The 17,056-nt window shown below is 69.1% G+C and carries 17 protein-coding genes; all 17 read left to right on the top strand.

What is annotated here, in order from left to right; translation table 11 throughout:
- The first annotated feature begins 20 nt into the window (after positions 1 to 20).
- The 17 genes from ACFQ0P_RS01730 to ACFQ0P_RS01650 all read left to right on the top strand — a co-directional run bounded on the left by ACFQ0P_RS01730 (position 21) and on the right by ACFQ0P_RS01650 (position 17,056).
- Entirely contained in the window at positions 21 to 1,016 is a 996-nt protein-coding gene (locus tag ACFQ0P_RS01730) for a GDP-mannose 4,6-dehydratase (protein WP_204980007.1), read from the top strand.
- Positions 1,013 to 2,170 (top strand): LegC family aminotransferase, encoded by a 1,158-nt coding sequence (locus ACFQ0P_RS01725; RefSeq protein ID WP_204980006.1) that lies wholly within the window; start codon positions 1,013 to 1,015, stop codon positions 2,168 to 2,170. The genes ACFQ0P_RS01730 and ACFQ0P_RS01725 overlap by 4 nt, the downstream gene beginning before the upstream one ends.
- A complete protein-coding gene (neuC, locus tag ACFQ0P_RS01720; protein ID WP_204980005.1) occupies positions 2,167 to 3,330 on the top strand; it encodes a UDP-N-acetylglucosamine 2-epimerase in 1,164 nt (387 codons plus the stop codon). The genes ACFQ0P_RS01725 and neuC overlap by 4 nt, the downstream gene beginning before the upstream one ends.
- Complete coding sequence (locus ACFQ0P_RS01715) at positions 3,327 to 4,424, top strand: N-acetylneuraminate synthase family protein (protein WP_204980004.1); 1,098 nt, start codon at positions 3,327 to 3,329, stop codon at positions 4,422 to 4,424. Before neuC ends, ACFQ0P_RS01715 begins: the two co-directional genes overlap by 4 nt.
- The gene (locus tag ACFQ0P_RS01710; protein ID WP_204980003.1) at positions 4,417 to 5,055 is read left to right on the top strand and encodes a NeuD/PglB/VioB family sugar acetyltransferase; all 639 of its coding nucleotides are present in this window, start codon (positions 4,417 to 4,419) and stop codon (positions 5,053 to 5,055) included. The genes ACFQ0P_RS01715 and ACFQ0P_RS01710 overlap by 8 nt, the downstream gene beginning before the upstream one ends.
- Positions 5,052 to 6,098: a nucleotidyltransferase family protein gene (locus ACFQ0P_RS01705; RefSeq protein ID WP_204980002.1), complete on the top strand. Its 1,047-nt coding sequence runs from the start codon at positions 5,052 to 5,054 to the stop codon at positions 6,096 to 6,098. Before ACFQ0P_RS01710 ends, ACFQ0P_RS01705 begins: the two co-directional genes overlap by 4 nt.
- Complete coding sequence (locus ACFQ0P_RS01700) at positions 6,095 to 6,793, top strand: acylneuraminate cytidylyltransferase family protein (RefSeq protein ID WP_204980001.1); 699 nt, start codon at positions 6,095 to 6,097, stop codon at positions 6,791 to 6,793. Before ACFQ0P_RS01705 ends, ACFQ0P_RS01700 begins: the two co-directional genes overlap by 4 nt.
- A complete protein-coding gene (locus ACFQ0P_RS01695) occupies positions 6,790 to 8,238 on the top strand; it encodes a hypothetical protein (RefSeq protein WP_204980000.1) in 1,449 nt (482 codons plus the stop codon). The genes ACFQ0P_RS01700 and ACFQ0P_RS01695 overlap by 4 nt, the downstream gene beginning before the upstream one ends.
- Before the next feature lie 96 nt (positions 8,239 to 8,334).
- The gene (locus tag ACFQ0P_RS01690) at positions 8,335 to 9,240 is read left to right on the top strand and encodes an ABC transporter permease (protein WP_204979999.1); all 906 of its coding nucleotides are present in this window, start codon (positions 8,335 to 8,337) and stop codon (positions 9,238 to 9,240) included.
- Positions 9,237 to 9,974, top strand: coding sequence for an ABC transporter ATP-binding protein (locus ACFQ0P_RS01685; RefSeq protein WP_204979998.1), 738 nt, complete (start codon positions 9,237 to 9,239; stop codon positions 9,972 to 9,974). Before ACFQ0P_RS01690 ends, ACFQ0P_RS01685 begins: the two co-directional genes overlap by 4 nt.
- On the top strand, positions 9,971 to 11,932 hold the full coding sequence (locus ACFQ0P_RS01680) for a DUF6541 family protein (protein WP_204979997.1): 1,962 nt from the start codon (positions 9,971 to 9,973) through the stop codon (positions 11,930 to 11,932). Before ACFQ0P_RS01685 ends, ACFQ0P_RS01680 begins: the two co-directional genes overlap by 4 nt.
- A gap of 32 nt (positions 11,933 to 11,964) precedes the next feature.
- Positions 11,965 to 12,699, top strand: a complete 735-nt coding sequence (locus tag ACFQ0P_RS01675) for a glycosyltransferase family 2 protein (RefSeq protein ID WP_204979996.1) — start codon at positions 11,965 to 11,967, stop codon at positions 12,697 to 12,699.
- Positions 12,696 to 13,127: a DUF2304 domain-containing protein gene (locus tag ACFQ0P_RS01670; RefSeq protein WP_204979995.1), complete on the top strand. Its 432-nt coding sequence runs from the start codon at positions 12,696 to 12,698 to the stop codon at positions 13,125 to 13,127. The genes ACFQ0P_RS01675 and ACFQ0P_RS01670 overlap by 4 nt, the downstream gene beginning before the upstream one ends.
- Positions 13,124 to 14,368 (top strand): glycosyltransferase family 4 protein, encoded by a 1,245-nt coding sequence (locus ACFQ0P_RS01665; protein WP_378771138.1) that lies wholly within the window; start codon positions 13,124 to 13,126, stop codon positions 14,366 to 14,368. Before ACFQ0P_RS01670 ends, ACFQ0P_RS01665 begins: the two co-directional genes overlap by 4 nt.
- Complete coding sequence (locus tag ACFQ0P_RS01660) at positions 14,365 to 14,976, top strand: acyltransferase (RefSeq protein ID WP_378771136.1); 612 nt, start codon at positions 14,365 to 14,367, stop codon at positions 14,974 to 14,976. The genes ACFQ0P_RS01665 and ACFQ0P_RS01660 overlap by 4 nt, the downstream gene beginning before the upstream one ends.
- On the top strand, positions 14,973 to 16,070 hold the full coding sequence (locus ACFQ0P_RS01655; RefSeq protein WP_204979994.1) for a DegT/DnrJ/EryC1/StrS family aminotransferase: 1,098 nt from the start codon (positions 14,973 to 14,975) through the stop codon (positions 16,068 to 16,070). The genes ACFQ0P_RS01660 and ACFQ0P_RS01655 overlap by 4 nt, the downstream gene beginning before the upstream one ends.
- The gene (locus tag ACFQ0P_RS01650; protein WP_204979993.1) at positions 16,070 to 17,056 is read left to right on the top strand and encodes a Gfo/Idh/MocA family oxidoreductase; all 987 of its coding nucleotides are present in this window, start codon (positions 16,070 to 16,072) and stop codon (positions 17,054 to 17,056) included. Before ACFQ0P_RS01655 ends, ACFQ0P_RS01650 begins: the two co-directional genes overlap by 1 nt.

The following is a 17,056-nucleotide window of genomic DNA, read 5'->3' as shown; positions in this document are numbered from 1 at the left end:
CGGACGGTAAACTGACCGTCATGAAGGTATTGCTCACCGGAGCGGACGGGTTCATCGGGTCGCACCTGGCTGAGCAGCTGGTTCGTGACGGGCACGACGTGCGTGCGCTCGTGCTCTACAACTCGTTCGACTCGAGAGGCTGGCTGGACGGCATCGATCCGGAGGTGGCGTCCGAGATCGACTTCCTCCCCGGCGACGTCCGTGATCCCGCACTGATGATGTCGGCGATGCGCGACCGCGACGCCGTCCTGCACCTGGCCGCACTGATCGCCATTCCCTACTCGTACGCCGCCCCCGACCTCTACGTGCAGACCAATGTCCAGGGCACACTGAACCTCCTCAACGCTGCGCGCGCCACCGGGATCAGCAGATTCATCCACACCTCGACGAGCGAGGTGTACGGAACCGCGCGCTACGTCCCGATGGACGAGTCGCACCCGCTTCAGGGCCAGTCGCCCTACTCGGCATCGAAGATCGCGGCCGATCAGATGGTCTACGCGTTCCACAGCTCGTTCGACCTCCCCGCCCTCACCATCCGCCCGTTCAACACCTTCGGTCCGCGTCAGTCCGCGCGGGCGGTGATCCCCACGATCATCAGTCAGCTGGCGGCGGGCAGGCGGGAGATCCAACTGGGCGCACTCACTCCGACGCGCGACTTCACGTTCGTTCCCGACACCGTGGCCGGATTCACAGCCGCGCTTACGAGCACCGCGGGAGTGGGCGAGGTGGTGAACCTGGGCGTCGGATTCGAGGTGTCGATCGGGACCACGTTCGAGCTGATCGCGGAGGTGATGGGGGTCGACGCGTCGGCGACAGAGGACCCTCGACGCCTGCGCCCTGCCGGCTCCGAGGTCGAGCGGCTCTTCTCCGACAACTCCAAGGCGAAGGAGTTGTTCGGCTGGCGACCGCGATTCGACGGCGTCGACGGATTCCGCGAGGGACTGCGCGCCACCGCGGAGTGGTTCACCGATCCTGCGAACCTGGCGCGGTACCGCACAGACGCCTACGTCGTATGAGCCCGGGGGAGGACGTCCTCGCTGCCCTGCGCGATGTCGTCGGCGATGAGCCGTTCGTCGGGCTGCACGTGCCCGACATCTCGGAGCTGGAGAAACGGCGCGTGCAGGAATGCCTCGACTCCACCTTCGTGTCGAGTGTCGGCGCCTTCGTGGCGGAGTTCGAGCGCGGGATCGAGCAATTCACGGGCGCGCCGCATGCGATCGCGGTCTCCAACGGCACCTCCGCCCTGCAGGTGGCGCTCGAACTCGCCGGTGTCGGACCCGGCGACGACGTCATCGTTCCCACTCTCTCCTTCATCGCGACGGCGAACGCGGTCAGCCATGCCGGCGCACAGCCCTTCTTCGTCGACAGCGACCCCGAGACCCTCGGGCTCTCGGTCGACGCGGTTGCCGCGGTCCTCCGGAGCGCCACTCCGTCCCCTCGTGGGCCGGTCAACGCCGCGACCGGACGACCGATCTCCGCGATCGTCCCCATGCACACGCTCGGTCACCCCCTGCGCGTCGATGAACTCGTCGCGCTCGCGGCGGAGCACGATATCCCGGTCGTCGAGGATGCCGCCGAGTCGCTGGGCAGCCTGCTCGGCGACGTGCACACCGGGACGATCGGGCGGCTGGGCATCCTCAGCTTCAACGGGAACAAGATCCTGACCACGGGCGGCGGCGGGATGATCTTGACGGCCGACGACGAGCTCGCCCGGCGCGCTCGCCACATCACCACCACGGCGAAGCTTCCGCACCGCTGGGAGTTCGAGCACGACGAAGTCGCGTACAACTTCCGCATGCCGAACCTCAATGCCGCGCTCGGCGTCGCGCAGCTGGAGCGGCTCCCCGCATTCCTGGCCGCCAAGCGGCTTCTCGCATCGCGTTACTCGTCACGCTTCGCCGATGTCGCGGGGGCGACTTTCCTCACTGAGCCGGTGGGGACCCGAAGCAACTACTGGCTGTGCGCTGTGCGTCTCGAGGGCGGACGGGCCAGACGCGACGAGGTGCTCGAGGCGACGAACGACGCCGGTCTCCAGTGCCGTCCGATGTGGAACCTGTTGCACGAGCAGGCGCCATACCGGCATCTGCCGCACGCGGATGTGTCGAACGCGCAGGCGCTTCACGCCGAAATCGTGTGCATCCCGAGCTCGCCTGCCTTGGCGGCGTCGTGAGGACCGTCGCCGTTCTCACCGGGACGCGCGCGGACTACGGCCTGCTGCGCGGACTTCTCCGCGAGCTCCGGGCGGATCCCGCGGTCCGTCTGCGCCTTCTCGTGACGGGCACGCACCTGAGCGAAGGATTCGGCCGCACCGCGTCGGAGATCGAGCGAGACGGATTCGATATCGACGCCTCCGTTCCGATCTGGTCGGGCGAGGACGGCCCGGTGGATGCTGCCGCCGACGTCGGTGGCGCCATCCCCTCCTATGCCCGCGTCCTCGCCGAGATGGACCCGGACGTTCTGGTCCTGCTCGGCGACCGGCTCGAAGCGTTCGCGGCCGCGACGGCGGCGACCATCCTCTCCATTCCGGTGGCTCACATCCACGGGGGTGAGCTGACCGAGGGCGCCATGGACGACGCGCTGCGCCACTCGATCACGAAGATGTCCTACCTCCACTTCACCTCCACCGAGGATCACCGCCGGAGGGTGGTGCAGTTGGGCGAGGAACCCGATCGGGTGTTCTTCCACGGGGCGCCGATCGTCGATGCACTGGCCGAGCTCGATCTCCTTCCTCGGGAGGAAGTCGAGCGGCGATTCGGGGTGCGGCTGCCCACACCCACGGCACTGATGACCTTCCATCCGGCGGTGATGGATGTGGCATCACCCCTGCGAATCGTGGACGAGCTGCTCGCAGCGCTGACCTCGATCGAGGACCTCCACGTCGTGATCACCGGCTCGAACTCCGATATCGGCACCGCGGATGTGCGCTCGCGGCTCGCCGAGTTCGTCGCCGCCCATCCTGAACGCACGGACTTCGTCGAGTCCTTCGGCCAGCTGGGGTACCTCAGCGCGATGCGCGCCGCCTCGGTCGTCGTCGGGAACTCCTCCAGCACGGTGCTGGAGGCGCCGGTGCTCGGGGTGCCCTCGGTCGTCATCGGCGATCGTCAGCGCGGCAGGCCGCTGGCAGCGAGCGTCTCGTCGCCGCCCGTGGACCGGGGATCGATCCAACGCGCGCTGCGGGACGCGCTCGCCGGAGGCCCGGCGACGGCCGGTGCCGAGGTGTTCGGCGCCCCGGGCTTCGCCCGTCGCACGGCGCAGACGCTGCGCGACCACGACATCCCGCGTCCACCGCGCAAGACGTTCCACGACCTCGAGGGAGACACCCGCCGATGACCGATTCCGTATTCGTGATCGCCGAGGCGGGCGTCAACCACAACGGCTCGCTTCAGACGGCCAAGGAACTCGTCGATCTCGCGGCTTCCGCGGGTGCGGACGCCGTGAAGTTCCAGACCTTCTCAGCTGACACGCTCGCCCTCGAAAGCGCCGCGATGGCGGACTATCAGCGACGCGCGGACGACGACGCTCGGTCGCAGCTCGACCTCCTCCGCGCGCTCGAGCTCGGCCACGACGACTTCCGCGTTCTGCGCGATCACTGCGATGCGCGCGGCATCCGGTTCTTCTCCACCGCCTTCGATCTCGGCGGCCTGGCCTTCCTCGTGGAAGAACTGGGGATCCCTGTCGTGAAGATCGCATCCGGCGACCTGACGTTCGCCCCCCTCCTGGTGGCGGCGGGGCGGACGGGTCTGCCGGTGATCCTCTCCACGGGCATGGCCGACCTCGGCGAGATCGCCCGCGCCCTGCGGTTCCTCGCCGCGGGGGTCGCGCAGGCGCACGGTGCGCTGGACGTCGGGGCGCGCCTGACCCCCGACGTCCTCGACGCCGCCTGGCAGAGACGCGACGACGTCGTGGACTTCGCCCAGCACGTCACGATCCTCCACTGCACGACCGAGTATCCCGCCGCCGACGACCACCTCGATCTGCGAGCGCTCACGACGATCGCCTCGACCTTCGGGCACCGCGTCGGCTACTCGGATCATTCGCTCGGCTCGCTCGCATCGGTTCTGGCCGTCGGGCTCGGCGCGGCCGTGGTCGAGAAGCACTTCACCCTCGACACCGCAGCGGAAGGCCCCGATCACGCCGCTTCGCTGGACCCCGACGCATTGCGCGCGTACGTCGCCGACCTGCGACGGGTGCCCGTGATGCTCGGGTCGTCCGATAAGCGACCGCACCCCGTGGAGGAGCGCAACCGCGCGGTGGTGCGCCGAAGCCTCGTGGCAGTGCGCGACATCGCGCAGGGGAGTGTGATCGGCGAGAAGGATCTGGGCTGCTTCCGTCCGGAGTCGGGGCGGACGTCGTTCGACTTCTGGGACGTCGTGGGCAGCGTGGCGTCCCGCTCCTACTCCCGCGGGGAGCTCATCGATGGCTGAGTACGTGATCCTCGGTGGCGGCGGTCACGCGCGCTCGGTGATCGCTGCGCTGGTCCTTCGCGGTGAGACCGTCCGCGGGTACGTGGCGCCCGAGCCGTCCCCGGCCCTCGGGCCGCTGACGCATCTCGGTGATGACGACTGTCTCGACGCGCTTCCGCCCCACGTGCTGCTCGCCAACGGCCTCGGAACGACCGGCTCCACGCACGCCCGGCGCCGGCTGCACGAACAGGTCATCGCACGGGGCATGGAGGTGGCCCAGGTCCTGCACCCTCGCGCCTTCATCGATCCGGCGGCAGACCTCGGCCCCGGGGTTCAGGTGCTGGCGGGAGCGATCGTCAACGCCGGGGCTCGATTGGCTGAGGGCGCGCTGATCAACACCGGCGCGATCGTCGAGCACGACACGGAGATCGGCCGCCACGCACACGTGGCTCCGGGGGCGATCCTCGCCGGGGGAGTGCGGGTCGGCCTCGGGGCCCTCGTCGGGCTGGGCTCGAGGGTGCTTCCCGGGATCGCGATCGGAGCCGACAGCGTGGTCGCCGCCGGTGCCGTGGTGGTCGCCGACGTCGATCCAGGATCGATCGTGATGGGCATCCCCGCGCGCCCGCGCGGTGACAGAGGAGACACGCAGTGATCGATTCAGCGCATCTGACGATCGGCCCCGACGTCCGGCTGCGGGAGGCGCTGCTCAGCCTCGACCGCAGCCGACTGCAGGTCGTCTTCGTGGTGGACGCGGAGGGGCGGCTGGTCGGCGCTGTGAGCGACGGCGACATCCGGCGAGGACTCCTGGCCGGCGCCACCCTGGACGACGCGATCACCACGGTGATGAACCCCTCCCCGGCAACCGTCTCGCCGACCGCGACACAGGAGGACGTCGACATCCTGAAGCGCCAGCGTGGCATCCGCGTGGTCGCCGTCGTCGATGAGGAGGCCCGGATCGTCGACGTCGTCGCGGAAGGCGAGCGCATCGCCACCCCCCTCTCGACTCCTGCGGTGCTGATGGCCGGCGGACGAGGCCAGCGCCTCTACCCCATCACCAAGGACATCCCGAAGCCGCTCGTGCCGGTCGGCGACACCCCCATGATCGACATCATCCTCGGCCGCCTCCGGTCGCAGGGCTTCCGCCGCATCCACGTCTCGGTCAATCACCTGGGCCATCTCATCGAGGAGCATCTCGGCGACGGGCGCCATCTCGGGCTCGAGATCAGCTATCTTCACGAGACCGCGCCGCTGGGGACCGCGGGCGCGCTCGCGCAGCTCAATGGCGAGGTGGAGTCGGAGTTCGTGGTCATGAACGCCGATCTGCTCACCGACGTCGACATGCGTCGCATGCTCGGTTTCCACCGCACAGCGGCGGCCTCGGCCACGATCGGCGTGCGCGAGTACGGGTTCGAGATCCCGTTCGGCGTCGTCCGCCGCGACGGCGACCTGGTGACCTCTCTCGCCGAGAAGCCGCATCATCAGGAGCTCGTGAGCGCGGGCATTTACGTGCTCGAGCCCCACGCGATCGCCTCGCTCGAGAGAGATGAGTACTGCGACATGCCGACGCTCCTGAGCAGGCTGATCGACGAAGGTCGCGCGGTAGGCGCATTCGAGATCCATGAGGAGTGGATCGACGTGGGCCGTCCCGAGGATCTCGAGCGGGCCCGCCGGGCCTGGGAGAGGGCGGCCCGATGAGGATCTGCACCGTCACCGTGCGAGCCGGCTCGAAGGGGGTTCCCGGGAAGAATCTTCGCGTCGTCGCCGGAAGGCCCCTGTTCGGACATTCCGTGGCCCAGGCTGCGGCATCCGGACTGTTCGACGAGATCGTGGTGTCCAGCGATTCCGAGGCGATCCTCGCGCTCGCGCCATCGTTCGGGGCGACGAGGGTCGTGGTCCGTCCCCCGGAGATGGCGACCGACACCGCGGGCAAGGTCCCGGCGATCGCGCACGCGGTGCGCGCGACGGAAGAGCGCACGGGAAAGACCTTCGGCGTCTGCGTGGACCTCGACGCGACGAGCCCGCTGCGCACCGTCGACGACATCCGGGGTGCGGTGGCGATGTTCGAGTCGGCGGATGTGGACTCGCTCATCACCGGCGCCGAGGCGCGACGCAACCCGTACTTCAACCTGGTCGAGGAGCAGCCCGACGGCACCGTCGCCGTGAGCAAGGCGCCCGATGATGCCGTCCTCCGCCGGCAGGATGCTCCGCGCTGCTTCGACATGAACGGCTCGATCTATGTCTGGAAACGCGAGTCTCTTCTCGATGGGCAGGTCGTGTTCTTCCCGTCGACGATCCTCTACGAGATGCCCGCCGAGCGGTCGACCGATGTCGACAGCGAGTTCGATTTCGCGGTCGTCGAGTGGCTGATGAACCAGCGGAGCGATCTGTGACGGCGGACGACCTTCCGGCTCGGACGTCCCGCACGATGCGGAGGTTCCTCGAACTGGAAGACGCCGTGCCCGACGCGCTGCTGGAGATCGTGCCCGGCGCCACGGTTCCCTTCTGGGCGCTGGTTCGGATGCAGATCTTCTGGATGCTGTCCGCCGAGCACACGGGGAGCGTCGACGTCGTCTCCGCGAGCGAGTGGACGCGGTGGAAGGAGGCGCGGCGTGTCGCACGCGGGTACCTTCCGGGCAGATGGGACGCCGTGCGACGCGCGCGGCACCACGACGTGTTCTTCTACGTCTCCGGTGCGACGATGTCAGAGCACGGGCGCGAGGCCCGGAACTGGCTCGTAGACGACTTCGCCTCGGCCGCCGGCGATGCCCTGGTCGTCCAGGTGCGCCCGCTGCCGTCGGCGATCGGGCGCCCGTCGTTCCGTCCGACGCTGAGCATGGAGCCGGCGATCGCCCGCGCCCGCTGGCGCGCGCGCGGCACCTCCCTCGCTGCGGGGACGGTCCGAGCGATGGATCTGCTGCTCGACGAGTTCGCGAGGCTCCTCGGGCAACCCGCGGGCTCGTTCGCACACATCGCGAAGAACGTGCGCCGCAGCGAGCTCCAGCGCCCTCATCAACTCGACGAGCTCTCGCGTCTGCTCGAGCGCGTCCGGCCCGGGGTCGTGCTGTTCGACAACGGCTCCTACTCGTATCACGGGGAATGGGTGGCGTTGATGAAGGATGCCGGTGCCTGGGTCGCCGAACCCCAGCACGGCTGGATCGGCCCCTCCCATGCCGCGTACAACTACGGCGCGGCGTTCCGCAGACCGGCGCTCCAGCGCGCCCTCCCCGACGAAGTTCTGACGTTCGGAAGCTACTGGTCGGAGTCGATCCGCCATCCCGGAGCCGTCACTGCGATCGGGAAGCCGCATCTGGAACGCGAAGCTGCGGCTGCCCGCCCCGATCGTGGACGCAGCATCCTGGTGGTGTCGTCCCGCACGGCGCCGGACGTCACCGACGCGTTCGTCATGGGCCTTCGGGCGGAACTGAGCGCGGAGTGGTCCATCGCGTTCCGCCCGCATCCCGGGGAGCGCGCCGAGACCGCGCGGCGGTATCCGCGGCTGGCGGCAGATCCCGGCGTGACGGTGGATGTCGCGCCGGACGTGTACGAATCGCTGAAGAAGTCGGCGGTGGTGATCGGCGAGGCGAGCACTGTCCTGTTCGAGGCCCGCGCTTTCGGGTGTCGCGTGATCCCTCGCGACAGTCCGTTCGCCGACACGGTGATCGGCGACAGGTTCGGTGCGAGGGTGCGTGATGCCGCCGAGGCCGCCGCGCGGGTTCGGCTCGTCGCCGACGGCGCGATGGAAGCGACGACCGACCCCGCCATCTGGGCTCCCGGCGCGATCGACGCCTTCCGCGGGTGGGTGCAGCAGCGCAGGTCGGAGCGGGGCCGGACCTGAGCCGTGCGCCTGCCGGATGCGCTCAGGTTCGCTGATCTAGAATGTGCAGGTCCCCGCGGTGACCTCCCGTCGCCGTGCGCCGAATGAGTGAGGCCCGTGACCGATACCCGAGACCTCTTCAGCGCCGTCCCGCGTTCCGAGTTCGATATCCCCGGCAAGAGCCGTGGGCTGATCGATGTCGTGCGGTGGCGCTACCTGCTGCGCCTGCTGATCCGCACCGGCGTCACCACGCGTTACCGCAATTCCGTCCTCGGCTGGACCTGGTCGTACGTGCGCCCGGCCGCGCAGTTCCTGGTGTTCTGGATCGTGCTCGGTCTGTTCCTGAGAATGGACCGGGGCATCGAGAACTACGCCGTGTATCTCTTCAGCGGGATCGTGGTGATCAACCTCTTCTCGGAGGCTTTCAAGAACGCGACCACGTCGATCGTCGGGAACGCGGCGCTGGTGCGCAAGGTGTTCCTCCCGCGTCAGCTGTTCGCCGTGTCCGCCACGGTCGTGGCGTTCGTGCACTTCCTGCCGCAGGTCGCCCTGCTCCTGGTGGTGTGCCTCCTCCTCGGCTGGATCGTGCAGATCTCGGTCCTGTCGGTGCTCGCGATTTTCGCGGGCATGGTCATCGTCATGGTCTTCGCACTCGGTCTCGGACTGCTGTTCGGGGCGATCAACGTGCGCTATCGCGATGCCGAGAACATCGTGGAGCTGCTCCTGCTGCTGGCGACCTGGGCATCGCCGGTGCTCTATTCGTGGACGCAGGTCGAGGACGCGCTCGTCGGCACCCTCGGCTGGCCGCAATGGGTGCTCGAGCTGTACCTGCTCAATCCCCTCACGCAGGCCGTCGAGCTCTTCCACTACGCGTTCTGGCGGCCCGTGACACCCGGTGCTTTCGCGATTCCGCCGAACCTGGCGTGGAACACCCTCGCCACGTTCGTGATCGCCCTTGCGACCCTGCTCATCGGGCAGCTCGTGTTCCGTCGCCTCGAGGGAAGATTCGCTCAGGACCTATGACTCAGCAAACGGCGATCAAGCCCAGCATCATCATCGACGGCGTGCGCAAGCGCTTCACGCTGAACCACGCCTACTCCCTCAAGGACACCGTCGTGTCCTGGATCAGGCGACGCAAGCTCACGAGCGAGTTCGAGGCGCTGAAGGGCATCGATCTCGCGATCAGCGAGGGCGAGTCCGTCGCCGTGCTCGGTCTCAACGGGTCGGGCAAGTCCACCCTTCTGAAGCTGATCTCGGGGGTGATGGAGCCCGACGAGGGCGAAGTCCTCACGCGCGGACGCGTCGCGGGGCTCATCGAGGTCGGAGCGGGGTTCCATCCGGAGCTGTCGGGACGCGAGAACGTCTTCCTCAACGCGGCGATCCTCGGCATGAAGAAGCACGAGATCGAGGCGCGCTACGACGAGATCGTCGCATTCAGCGAGATCGAGCAGTTCATCGACCAGGAGGTCAAGCACTACTCGTCGGGCATGTTCATGCGACTCGCCTTCTCCGTCGCGATCCATGTCGAACTCGACGTGCTGCTCGTCGATGAGATCCTCTCGGTCGGTGACGCGCCGTTCCGCGAGAAGTGCCGTTTGAAGTTCGAGGAGCTCATCGCCCAGCGCAAGACGCTGCTCATCGTCAGCCACGACCTCGATATGGTTCGCGAGCTGTGCAGCCGCGGTGTGGTTCTGAACCGCGGAGAGGTCGTCTACGACGGCCCCGTCGAGGGGGCCGTCCGCCTGGTGGAGTCGTGATCGGCGACTGGCTCGCCGCCGCCCCCGCGATCCTCGTCGCGGCGGCCGTGGTGTTCCTGCCCGGACTCGTGTCGGGTGCGGGCCTGCGGCTGCGCGGGCTCACTCTGTGGGCGCTGTCTCCTGTGCTCTCCGTGGCGGCGATCGCGGGGCTGGCGCTCGTGTACGGCATCGCGCGGGTGCCGTGGTCGGCGGCGTCGATCCTCATCGGCATCGCCGTGCTGGGAGGAGCCGCGTGGCTCGTCGGGTGGGCCCTCGGCCCGCGACGGCCCTCCGTGACCGCCGCGCGGCGTTCTCTCATCCTGCTCGCCGCCGGACTCGTGATCGGCGTGGGACTCACCGCCGTGCGGTTCGTGATCTACGTGAACGACCCGGCCGCGATCTCCATGACGAACGACGCCGTGTTCCACCTCAACGCCGTCCGTCACATCCTCGAGACCGGCTCCGCCTCTTCGCTGCAGATCAGCTCGGTGGTGGGCAGCCGCGGCTTCTATCCGGCGGCATGGCACGCTCTCGCATCCGCGGTCGTGATCTTCACGGGGGTCGAGATCCCCGTTGCGGCGAACGCGGTCTCGCTCATCATCGCGGCCGGCGTGTGGACGCTCGGCGTGACATGGTTGGCGCTGCGATCCACGGGTCGCTCGTCCATCGTGGTCCCGTTGGCGGCGGCGCTCTCGGCATCCCTCGTCGTCTTCCCGATGCTGATGTTCCAGTGGGGCGTGCTCTACTCCTTCGCGCTGTCGCTCGCGCTCGTTCCCGCCGTGGCCGGGCTCGTGGTCGGGTCGGCGCAGTGGATGCGGGAGGACTCCCCGGTTTCCGGTCGGGTCCGGTCAGCCGTGCTCCTCGGGATCCTCGTGCTGGCCGGTGTCGGGGCGATCGCGCTCTCGCAGCCGGCATCGCTGCTCACGTGGGGCATCCTCGCGGTGTCGTGGTTCACGTGGTGGGCGATTCCGAAGGCGGCCGGTTCGCGAGGGCGCACCCGTGCCCTCCTCGCGGGGGCGCTGGCCGTCGTGTGGGTGGTCTTCGTGTCGATGTGGGTCACCCTGAACCGCAGCACCTCGGGCTCGCACTGGCCGCCTTTCCGCTCGAAGGTCGAGGCCGCACTCGACGTCCTGTTGAACGGCATGGTGCTATTGCCCGTGCTCCCCGGGGTGAGCATCCTGATGATCGTCGGTGTCGTCGTCGCGGTCCTCCGGCGCGACCTGAGGTGGCTCGCCACCTCCTGGCTTGTGCTGGCAGGGCTCTACGCGGCCGCAGCGTCGGTGGGCAATCCCCTCGTGCGCCGCTTCCTCCTCGGCGCGTGGTACGCCGATCCGTATCGGATCGCGGCGGCGTGCGCCGTCGTGATCATTCCGCTCGCGGCCATCGGGCTCGCGTCGATCGTGGACTGGGCCGCCCGCTCGGTGTCGCGCAAACGCGGAGCGGAGGCGGCGTCCTCCGGAGCGGCCTGGGGTCTGGCGGCGGTGGCGGCGCTCGGCATCGCCTCGCTCATCGCCGCCCCCGTGATCCAGATGCGCGCCGTCACGGAGGGCACGACGGACACCGAGTCGCGGTATGTCACGGAGGACTACCTGTCACCTGACGAGCGCGCGCTGCTGGAACGCCTCGACGAGCACGTCGGGGCGGACGAGCGCGTGATCGGGAACCCGTCCACGGGCATGGGCTTCGGATACATGCTGAGCGGCCGCGATGTCTATCCCCGCACGTGGGCGCATCCGCGCACCCCGGAGTGGGAGGTCATTCAGAGCGACCTGCGCCGCGCCGCCTCCGAACCGGAGGTCTGCGAGGCGCTCGAGGTGTACGGCTCGCCCGCATTCGTCCTGGACTTCGGTCTCGGAGAGCAGTCTCCCGGCCGCTACGAGCTCGAAGGCATGACCCGCTTCGCCGGGCAGCCCGGCTTCGAGCTCGTCGACCGCCAGGGGGAGGCGTCGCTGTGGCGGATCACCGCTTGCACTCCGTGAGGCAGACCTCCGTCCGGCTAGGATTGCGTGATATGCCCGCCCCCGAAGACCGCCTCCTCGTCGTCGTTCCGGCGCTCAACGAGGAGGCTTCGGTCGGAGACGTGGTGCGGAGCATCCGCGAGGCCGTCCCGCGAGCCGTGTGCCTCGTCGTCGACGACGGATCGACGGATGCCACGGCCCGCGTCGCGCGTGCGGCTGACGCCGTGCTGCTTCGCCTTCCCTTCAACCTCGGCGTCGGGGGAGCGATGCGGGCCGGTTTCCGCTACGCCCGGGATCACGGTCACTCGATCGTCGTCCAGGTCGACGCCGACGGTCAGCACGACCCCGCGTACATTCCGGACCTGATCAGCGGGCTCTCCGAATCCGACGTGGTGATCGGGGCGCGGTTCGCCGGGGTGGGCGAGTACGGTGCGCGCGGGCCGCGGCGGTGGGCCATGCGGGTCCTGGCATGGGCGATGAGCAAAGTCGCCGGACGGCGCCTCGACGACGTCACGAGCGGCTTCAAGGCGAACGGGCCGCGGGCCGTGGACCTGTTCGCCGAGACGTATCCGGCCGAGTACCTCGGCGATACCGTGGAGGCCCTGGTGATCGGGGCGCGCGCGGGTCTGCGGATCACCCAGCTGCCGGTGGCGATGCGACCGCGTCAGGGCGGCGCACCTTCGCATCAGCCTCTGCGCGCTGCCGTGTACCTCTTCCGTGCCGGGATGGCGTTCCTGCTCGCCCTCCTCCGTCCCCGTGTCCCTCTCAGCGCGGCGGGCGCGTCATGAACCCGGTCACATATGCCTTCGGCATCGCGGCCGCCGTTCTCGCCCTCGTGGCCATCATCGAGCTGATGCGACGGGCCACTCTTCGCGAGCGGCACGCGGTGTGGTGGCTCATCGGCGGCGTCCTCGCGCTCATCGTCGCCGTCTTCCCGCAGACGCTCACCTGGGCGGCGCAGCTGCTGGGGATCGCGGTCCCTACAAACCTCGTCTTCTTCATCGCGATCGGTCTCCTATTCCTCGTCAGCCTCCAGTACGGCGCCGAGCTCACCCGCGCCGAGGAGAAGATCCGCACGCTCGCGGAGCAGAGCGCGTTCCACGAGCTGCGGCTGACCGAGCTGGAGAAGGCGGTGGCGGGGGTGGATGCGGCCGATCGCACGGGGGAGGTCGCGACATCCGACGATGACGCGCACGATGCGGGAGCAGAGGCGTGAGCGGCAGCTCCACCGTGCCGGTCGTCCTGCTCGCGACACGCACATACCCGCCCGAGGTGAACGCGGCGGCCTTCCGGCTGGGCGCGCTTGCACGTGCGCTGGCGCGTCGCGCGGGCGTCACCGTCATCACGTCGACTCCGGCGGCGCACGCGCCGACCATCCGCGATGCGGCGGGCGTGAAGGTGAAACGACTTCCCGCCCTGCGTGACCGAGGGGGCAACATCCGCGGGTACGTGCAGTACATGAGCTTCGACGTACCGCTGCTGCTCCGGCTGATCGCCCGGCGCTTCTCCGTCGCCGTGGCGGAGGCGCCTCCGACGACGGGAGCGGTCACCGCAGTCGTCGCGGCGCTGCGGCGCCGTCCCTTCGCCTATTACGCGGCCGACGTCTGGAGCGACGGGGTCGCTGCTGTCGGCGCACCGCGGCTGGTCGTCGGCCTGATGCGTTCGATGGAGCGATTCGTCCTCCGCCGTGCGGCATGCGTTCTGTCGGTGTCGGACGGAGTGAACGAACGGCTCGCCGCACTCGGAGTGGACCTGGCCCATGTGACCGTCGTCGGGCACGGCGTCGACACCACCGTCTTCACGCCGCTCGCGCCGGCGAGCGGAGACGGCGCGTACTTCGTCTACACCGGAACCATGTCCGAGGTTCATCGGCCGCAGGTGCTCGTCGAAGCGTTCGCTTCCATCGCGCCGCAGCATCCCGATCTCACGCTCCGTTTCTACGGTCAGGGCGTGTACGAGCAGGAGCTGCGCGACCTGAGTGAGCACCTCGTACCGGGTCGCGTCGAGTTCGGTGGGGTGATCGCCCCCGAACTGGCGGCTCGCCAGCTCCGTGGAGCCGTGGCGGCACTCGTCACGCTCGCGCCGGGAACCGGCTACGAGTTCGCACACCCGACCAAGGCGTATGCCGCCGCCGCGTGCGGGACGCCCGTGCTGTACGCGGGGCCCGACGAGTTCGGCGCGATCGTCCGCGAAAATGATCTGGGACTGGCGGTCTCGCACGATCCCTCCGCGGTCGCCGACGCGATGGAGCGGCTTCTCAAGGACCGCGAACTCGGCGCGACCGAACGCGAGCGCCCGCGTCGGGCGCAGTGGGCAGCGGACAACGTGTCCCTCGAAGCGGTCGGTGCTCGCGCTGCGGACGCCGTCCTCGCCCTGGCTGGTCTCCCACGGACCGCCGGTAGAATCGAGCAGGATCAGGGGCCATCCGTCCGCCCCGTGCAGGAGCCCCCATCGTGACCAATACTTCCGCTGTGCGCATCGTCGAGTCCGCCGATGTGTCGCCCGACGCTCGTATCGGCGACGGTTCGTCCGTCTGGCATCTCGCCCAGGTACGCGAGCGTGCCGTGCTCGGACGCAACTGCATCATCGGCCGCGGGGCGTACGTCGGCACCGGTGTCGTCATGGGCGACAACTGCAAGGTGCAGAACTACGCGCTCGTCTACGAGCCGGCCCGACTGGCCGACGGGGTCTTCATCGGCCCGGCAGTCGTCCTCACGAACGACACCTACCCGCGGGCGATCAACGCGGACGGATCGCTCAAGAGTGCGCACGACTGGGAACCCGTCGGTGTCACGATCGAGACCGGCGCGTCCATCGGGGCGCGTGCGACCTGCGTCGCACCGGTGACGATCGGCGCGTGGGCCACGGTGGCCGCCGGCGCTGTCGTGGTGAAGGACGTCCCGCCGTTCGCCCTCGTCGCCGGCGTTCCGGCGAAGCGACTGGGCTGGGTCGGCAGGGCAGGTGTGCCGCTGAGCCGCGAGTCCGCCGACGGCCCATGGATCTGCCCCGTGACGGGCGCCCGCTACACCGAGTCCGATGGACTTCTGAAAGAGGAGCACGCGTGAGCGACTTCATCCCCCCGGCAAAGCCCATCATCGGCGACGAGGAGCGAGAGGCCGTCGATCGGGTCCTCCGCAGCGGAATGGTCGCGCAGGGACCCGAGGTGGCGGCCTTCGAGAAGGAGTTCTCGGAGCACTTCGTGCAGGGGCGACCGGTGGTCGCCGTCAACTCCGGCACCGCCGGTCTGCATCTCGGCCTCCTCGCGGCGGGCGTCGGCCCCGGCGACGAGGTGATCGTGCCGTCCTTCACGTTCGCGGCTACCGGCAACTCCGTCGCCCTGACCGGCGCCACCCCGGTGTTCGCCGACATCGAGCCCGACACCTTCACGCTCGACCCTGCATCTGTCGAGGCATCCATCACCTCCCGCACCAAGGGCATCATGCCGGTGCACCTCTATGGACACCCCGCCCGCATGCGCGAGCTGCAGTCGATCGCCGACGAGCACGGCATCGCGCTGTACGAGGACGCCGCCCAGGCGCACGGAGCGGCGCTCGACGGACGGCCGGTCGGCACGTTCGGCGCATTCGCGATGTTCTCGCTCTACCCGACGAAGAACATGACCAGCGGCGAGGGCGGCATGATCTCAGCCGCGACGGAAGAGATCGCCCGCGGTGCTCGCCTCCTGCGCAACCAGGGAATGGAGCGCCAGTATGAGAACGAGGTGATCGGCTTCAACGCGCGGATGACGGACATCCATGCGGCCATCGGCCGGGTGCAGCTGACGAAGGTCGATGCGTGGACAGCGGCGCGCCAGTCGAACGCGGCGTTCCTCGACGCCAATCTCCGCGGCGTGGTCGTCCCTCCGGTGATGCCGGGCGCCGTCCACGTGTACCACCAGTACACGATCCGCGTCGCCGATGACCGCGACGGCTTCGTACGAGCGCTGAAGGAAGAGCACAACATCGGGAGCGGCGTGTACTACCCCATTCCGAACCACCGCCTTCCCTCTCTCGCGCACTACGCCGTCGAGCTCGACCTGCCCACGACCGAGACTGCGGCGCGCGAGGTGGTGTCGCTCCCCGTGCACCCGTCACTCTCCACCGACGATCTCGAACGGATCGTCGGTGCGGTGAACGCCGTCGCCGGGGCAGGCGCCTGATGGCCGCTCTGCGGGCCGGCCTGCTCGGCGTCGGCATGATGGGACGCCACCATGCCCGGGTCCTGCGGGAGCTGGACGGCGTCGAGCTCGTCGCCATCGCAGACCCGGGCGGCGATCCGCACGGCGTGGCGGGCGATCTCCAGATCCTCCCCGACATCGACGCCCTCATCGATGTCGGGCTGGAGATCGCGGTGGTCGCTGTGCCGACGAGGTTCCACGAGGCGGCGGCGCTGAAGCTCGCTGAGGCGGGCGTGCACACTCTCGTCGAGAAGCCCATCGCCGATTCCGTCGAAGCCGGGCAGCGGATGGTGGAGGCCTTCGCGGCCGCCGGGCTGATCGGCGCGGTGGGGCACATCGAGCGGTTCAATCCCGCGCTCCAGGAGCTCCGCCGCCGCATCGAGGCGGGCGACCTCGGCGCCGTCTACCAGGTCACGACCCGCCGCCAAGGACCTTTCCCGTCGCGAATCGCGGACGTCGGTGTCGCGAAGGACCTCGCGTCGCACGATGTCGATCTCACGGCGTGGGTCGTGCAGAGCGACTACGAACGTGTCTTCGCGCAGACCGCGTTCAAGAGCGGACGTGAGCACGAGGACATGATCACGATCACGGGTCGCACCGGATCGGGGGTCATCGTCAACAACATCGTCAACTGGCTCAGCCCGATGAAGGAGCGTGTCACGGTCGTCACCGGTGAGAAGGGGGCGTTCGTCGCCGACACCTCGACGGGGGACCTGACCTTCTTCGCCAACGGCACGATCCCGCTCGAATGGGAATCGGTGTCGTCGTTCCGAGGGGTGTCCGAAGGCGACGTCACGCGCTTCGCGTTCGCGAAGCGCGAGCCGCTGCGCGTCGAGCACGAGGCCTTCCGCGATGCCGTCCTCGGTGACAAGACCGATGTCGTCACGATGGAGCAGGGCCTTCGCGCACTCGCTGTCGTCGAGGCTTCGCTCGCGTCGGCGCGCACCGGTGACGCGGTGCGGCTCTGA

It is taken from the genome of Microbacterium insulae (genome assembly GCF_042677065.1).
Lineage (GTDB): Bacteria > Actinomycetota > Actinomycetes > Actinomycetales > Microbacteriaceae > Microbacterium > Microbacterium insulae.
This window is presented reverse-complemented; position numbering and strand designations above follow the sequence as displayed.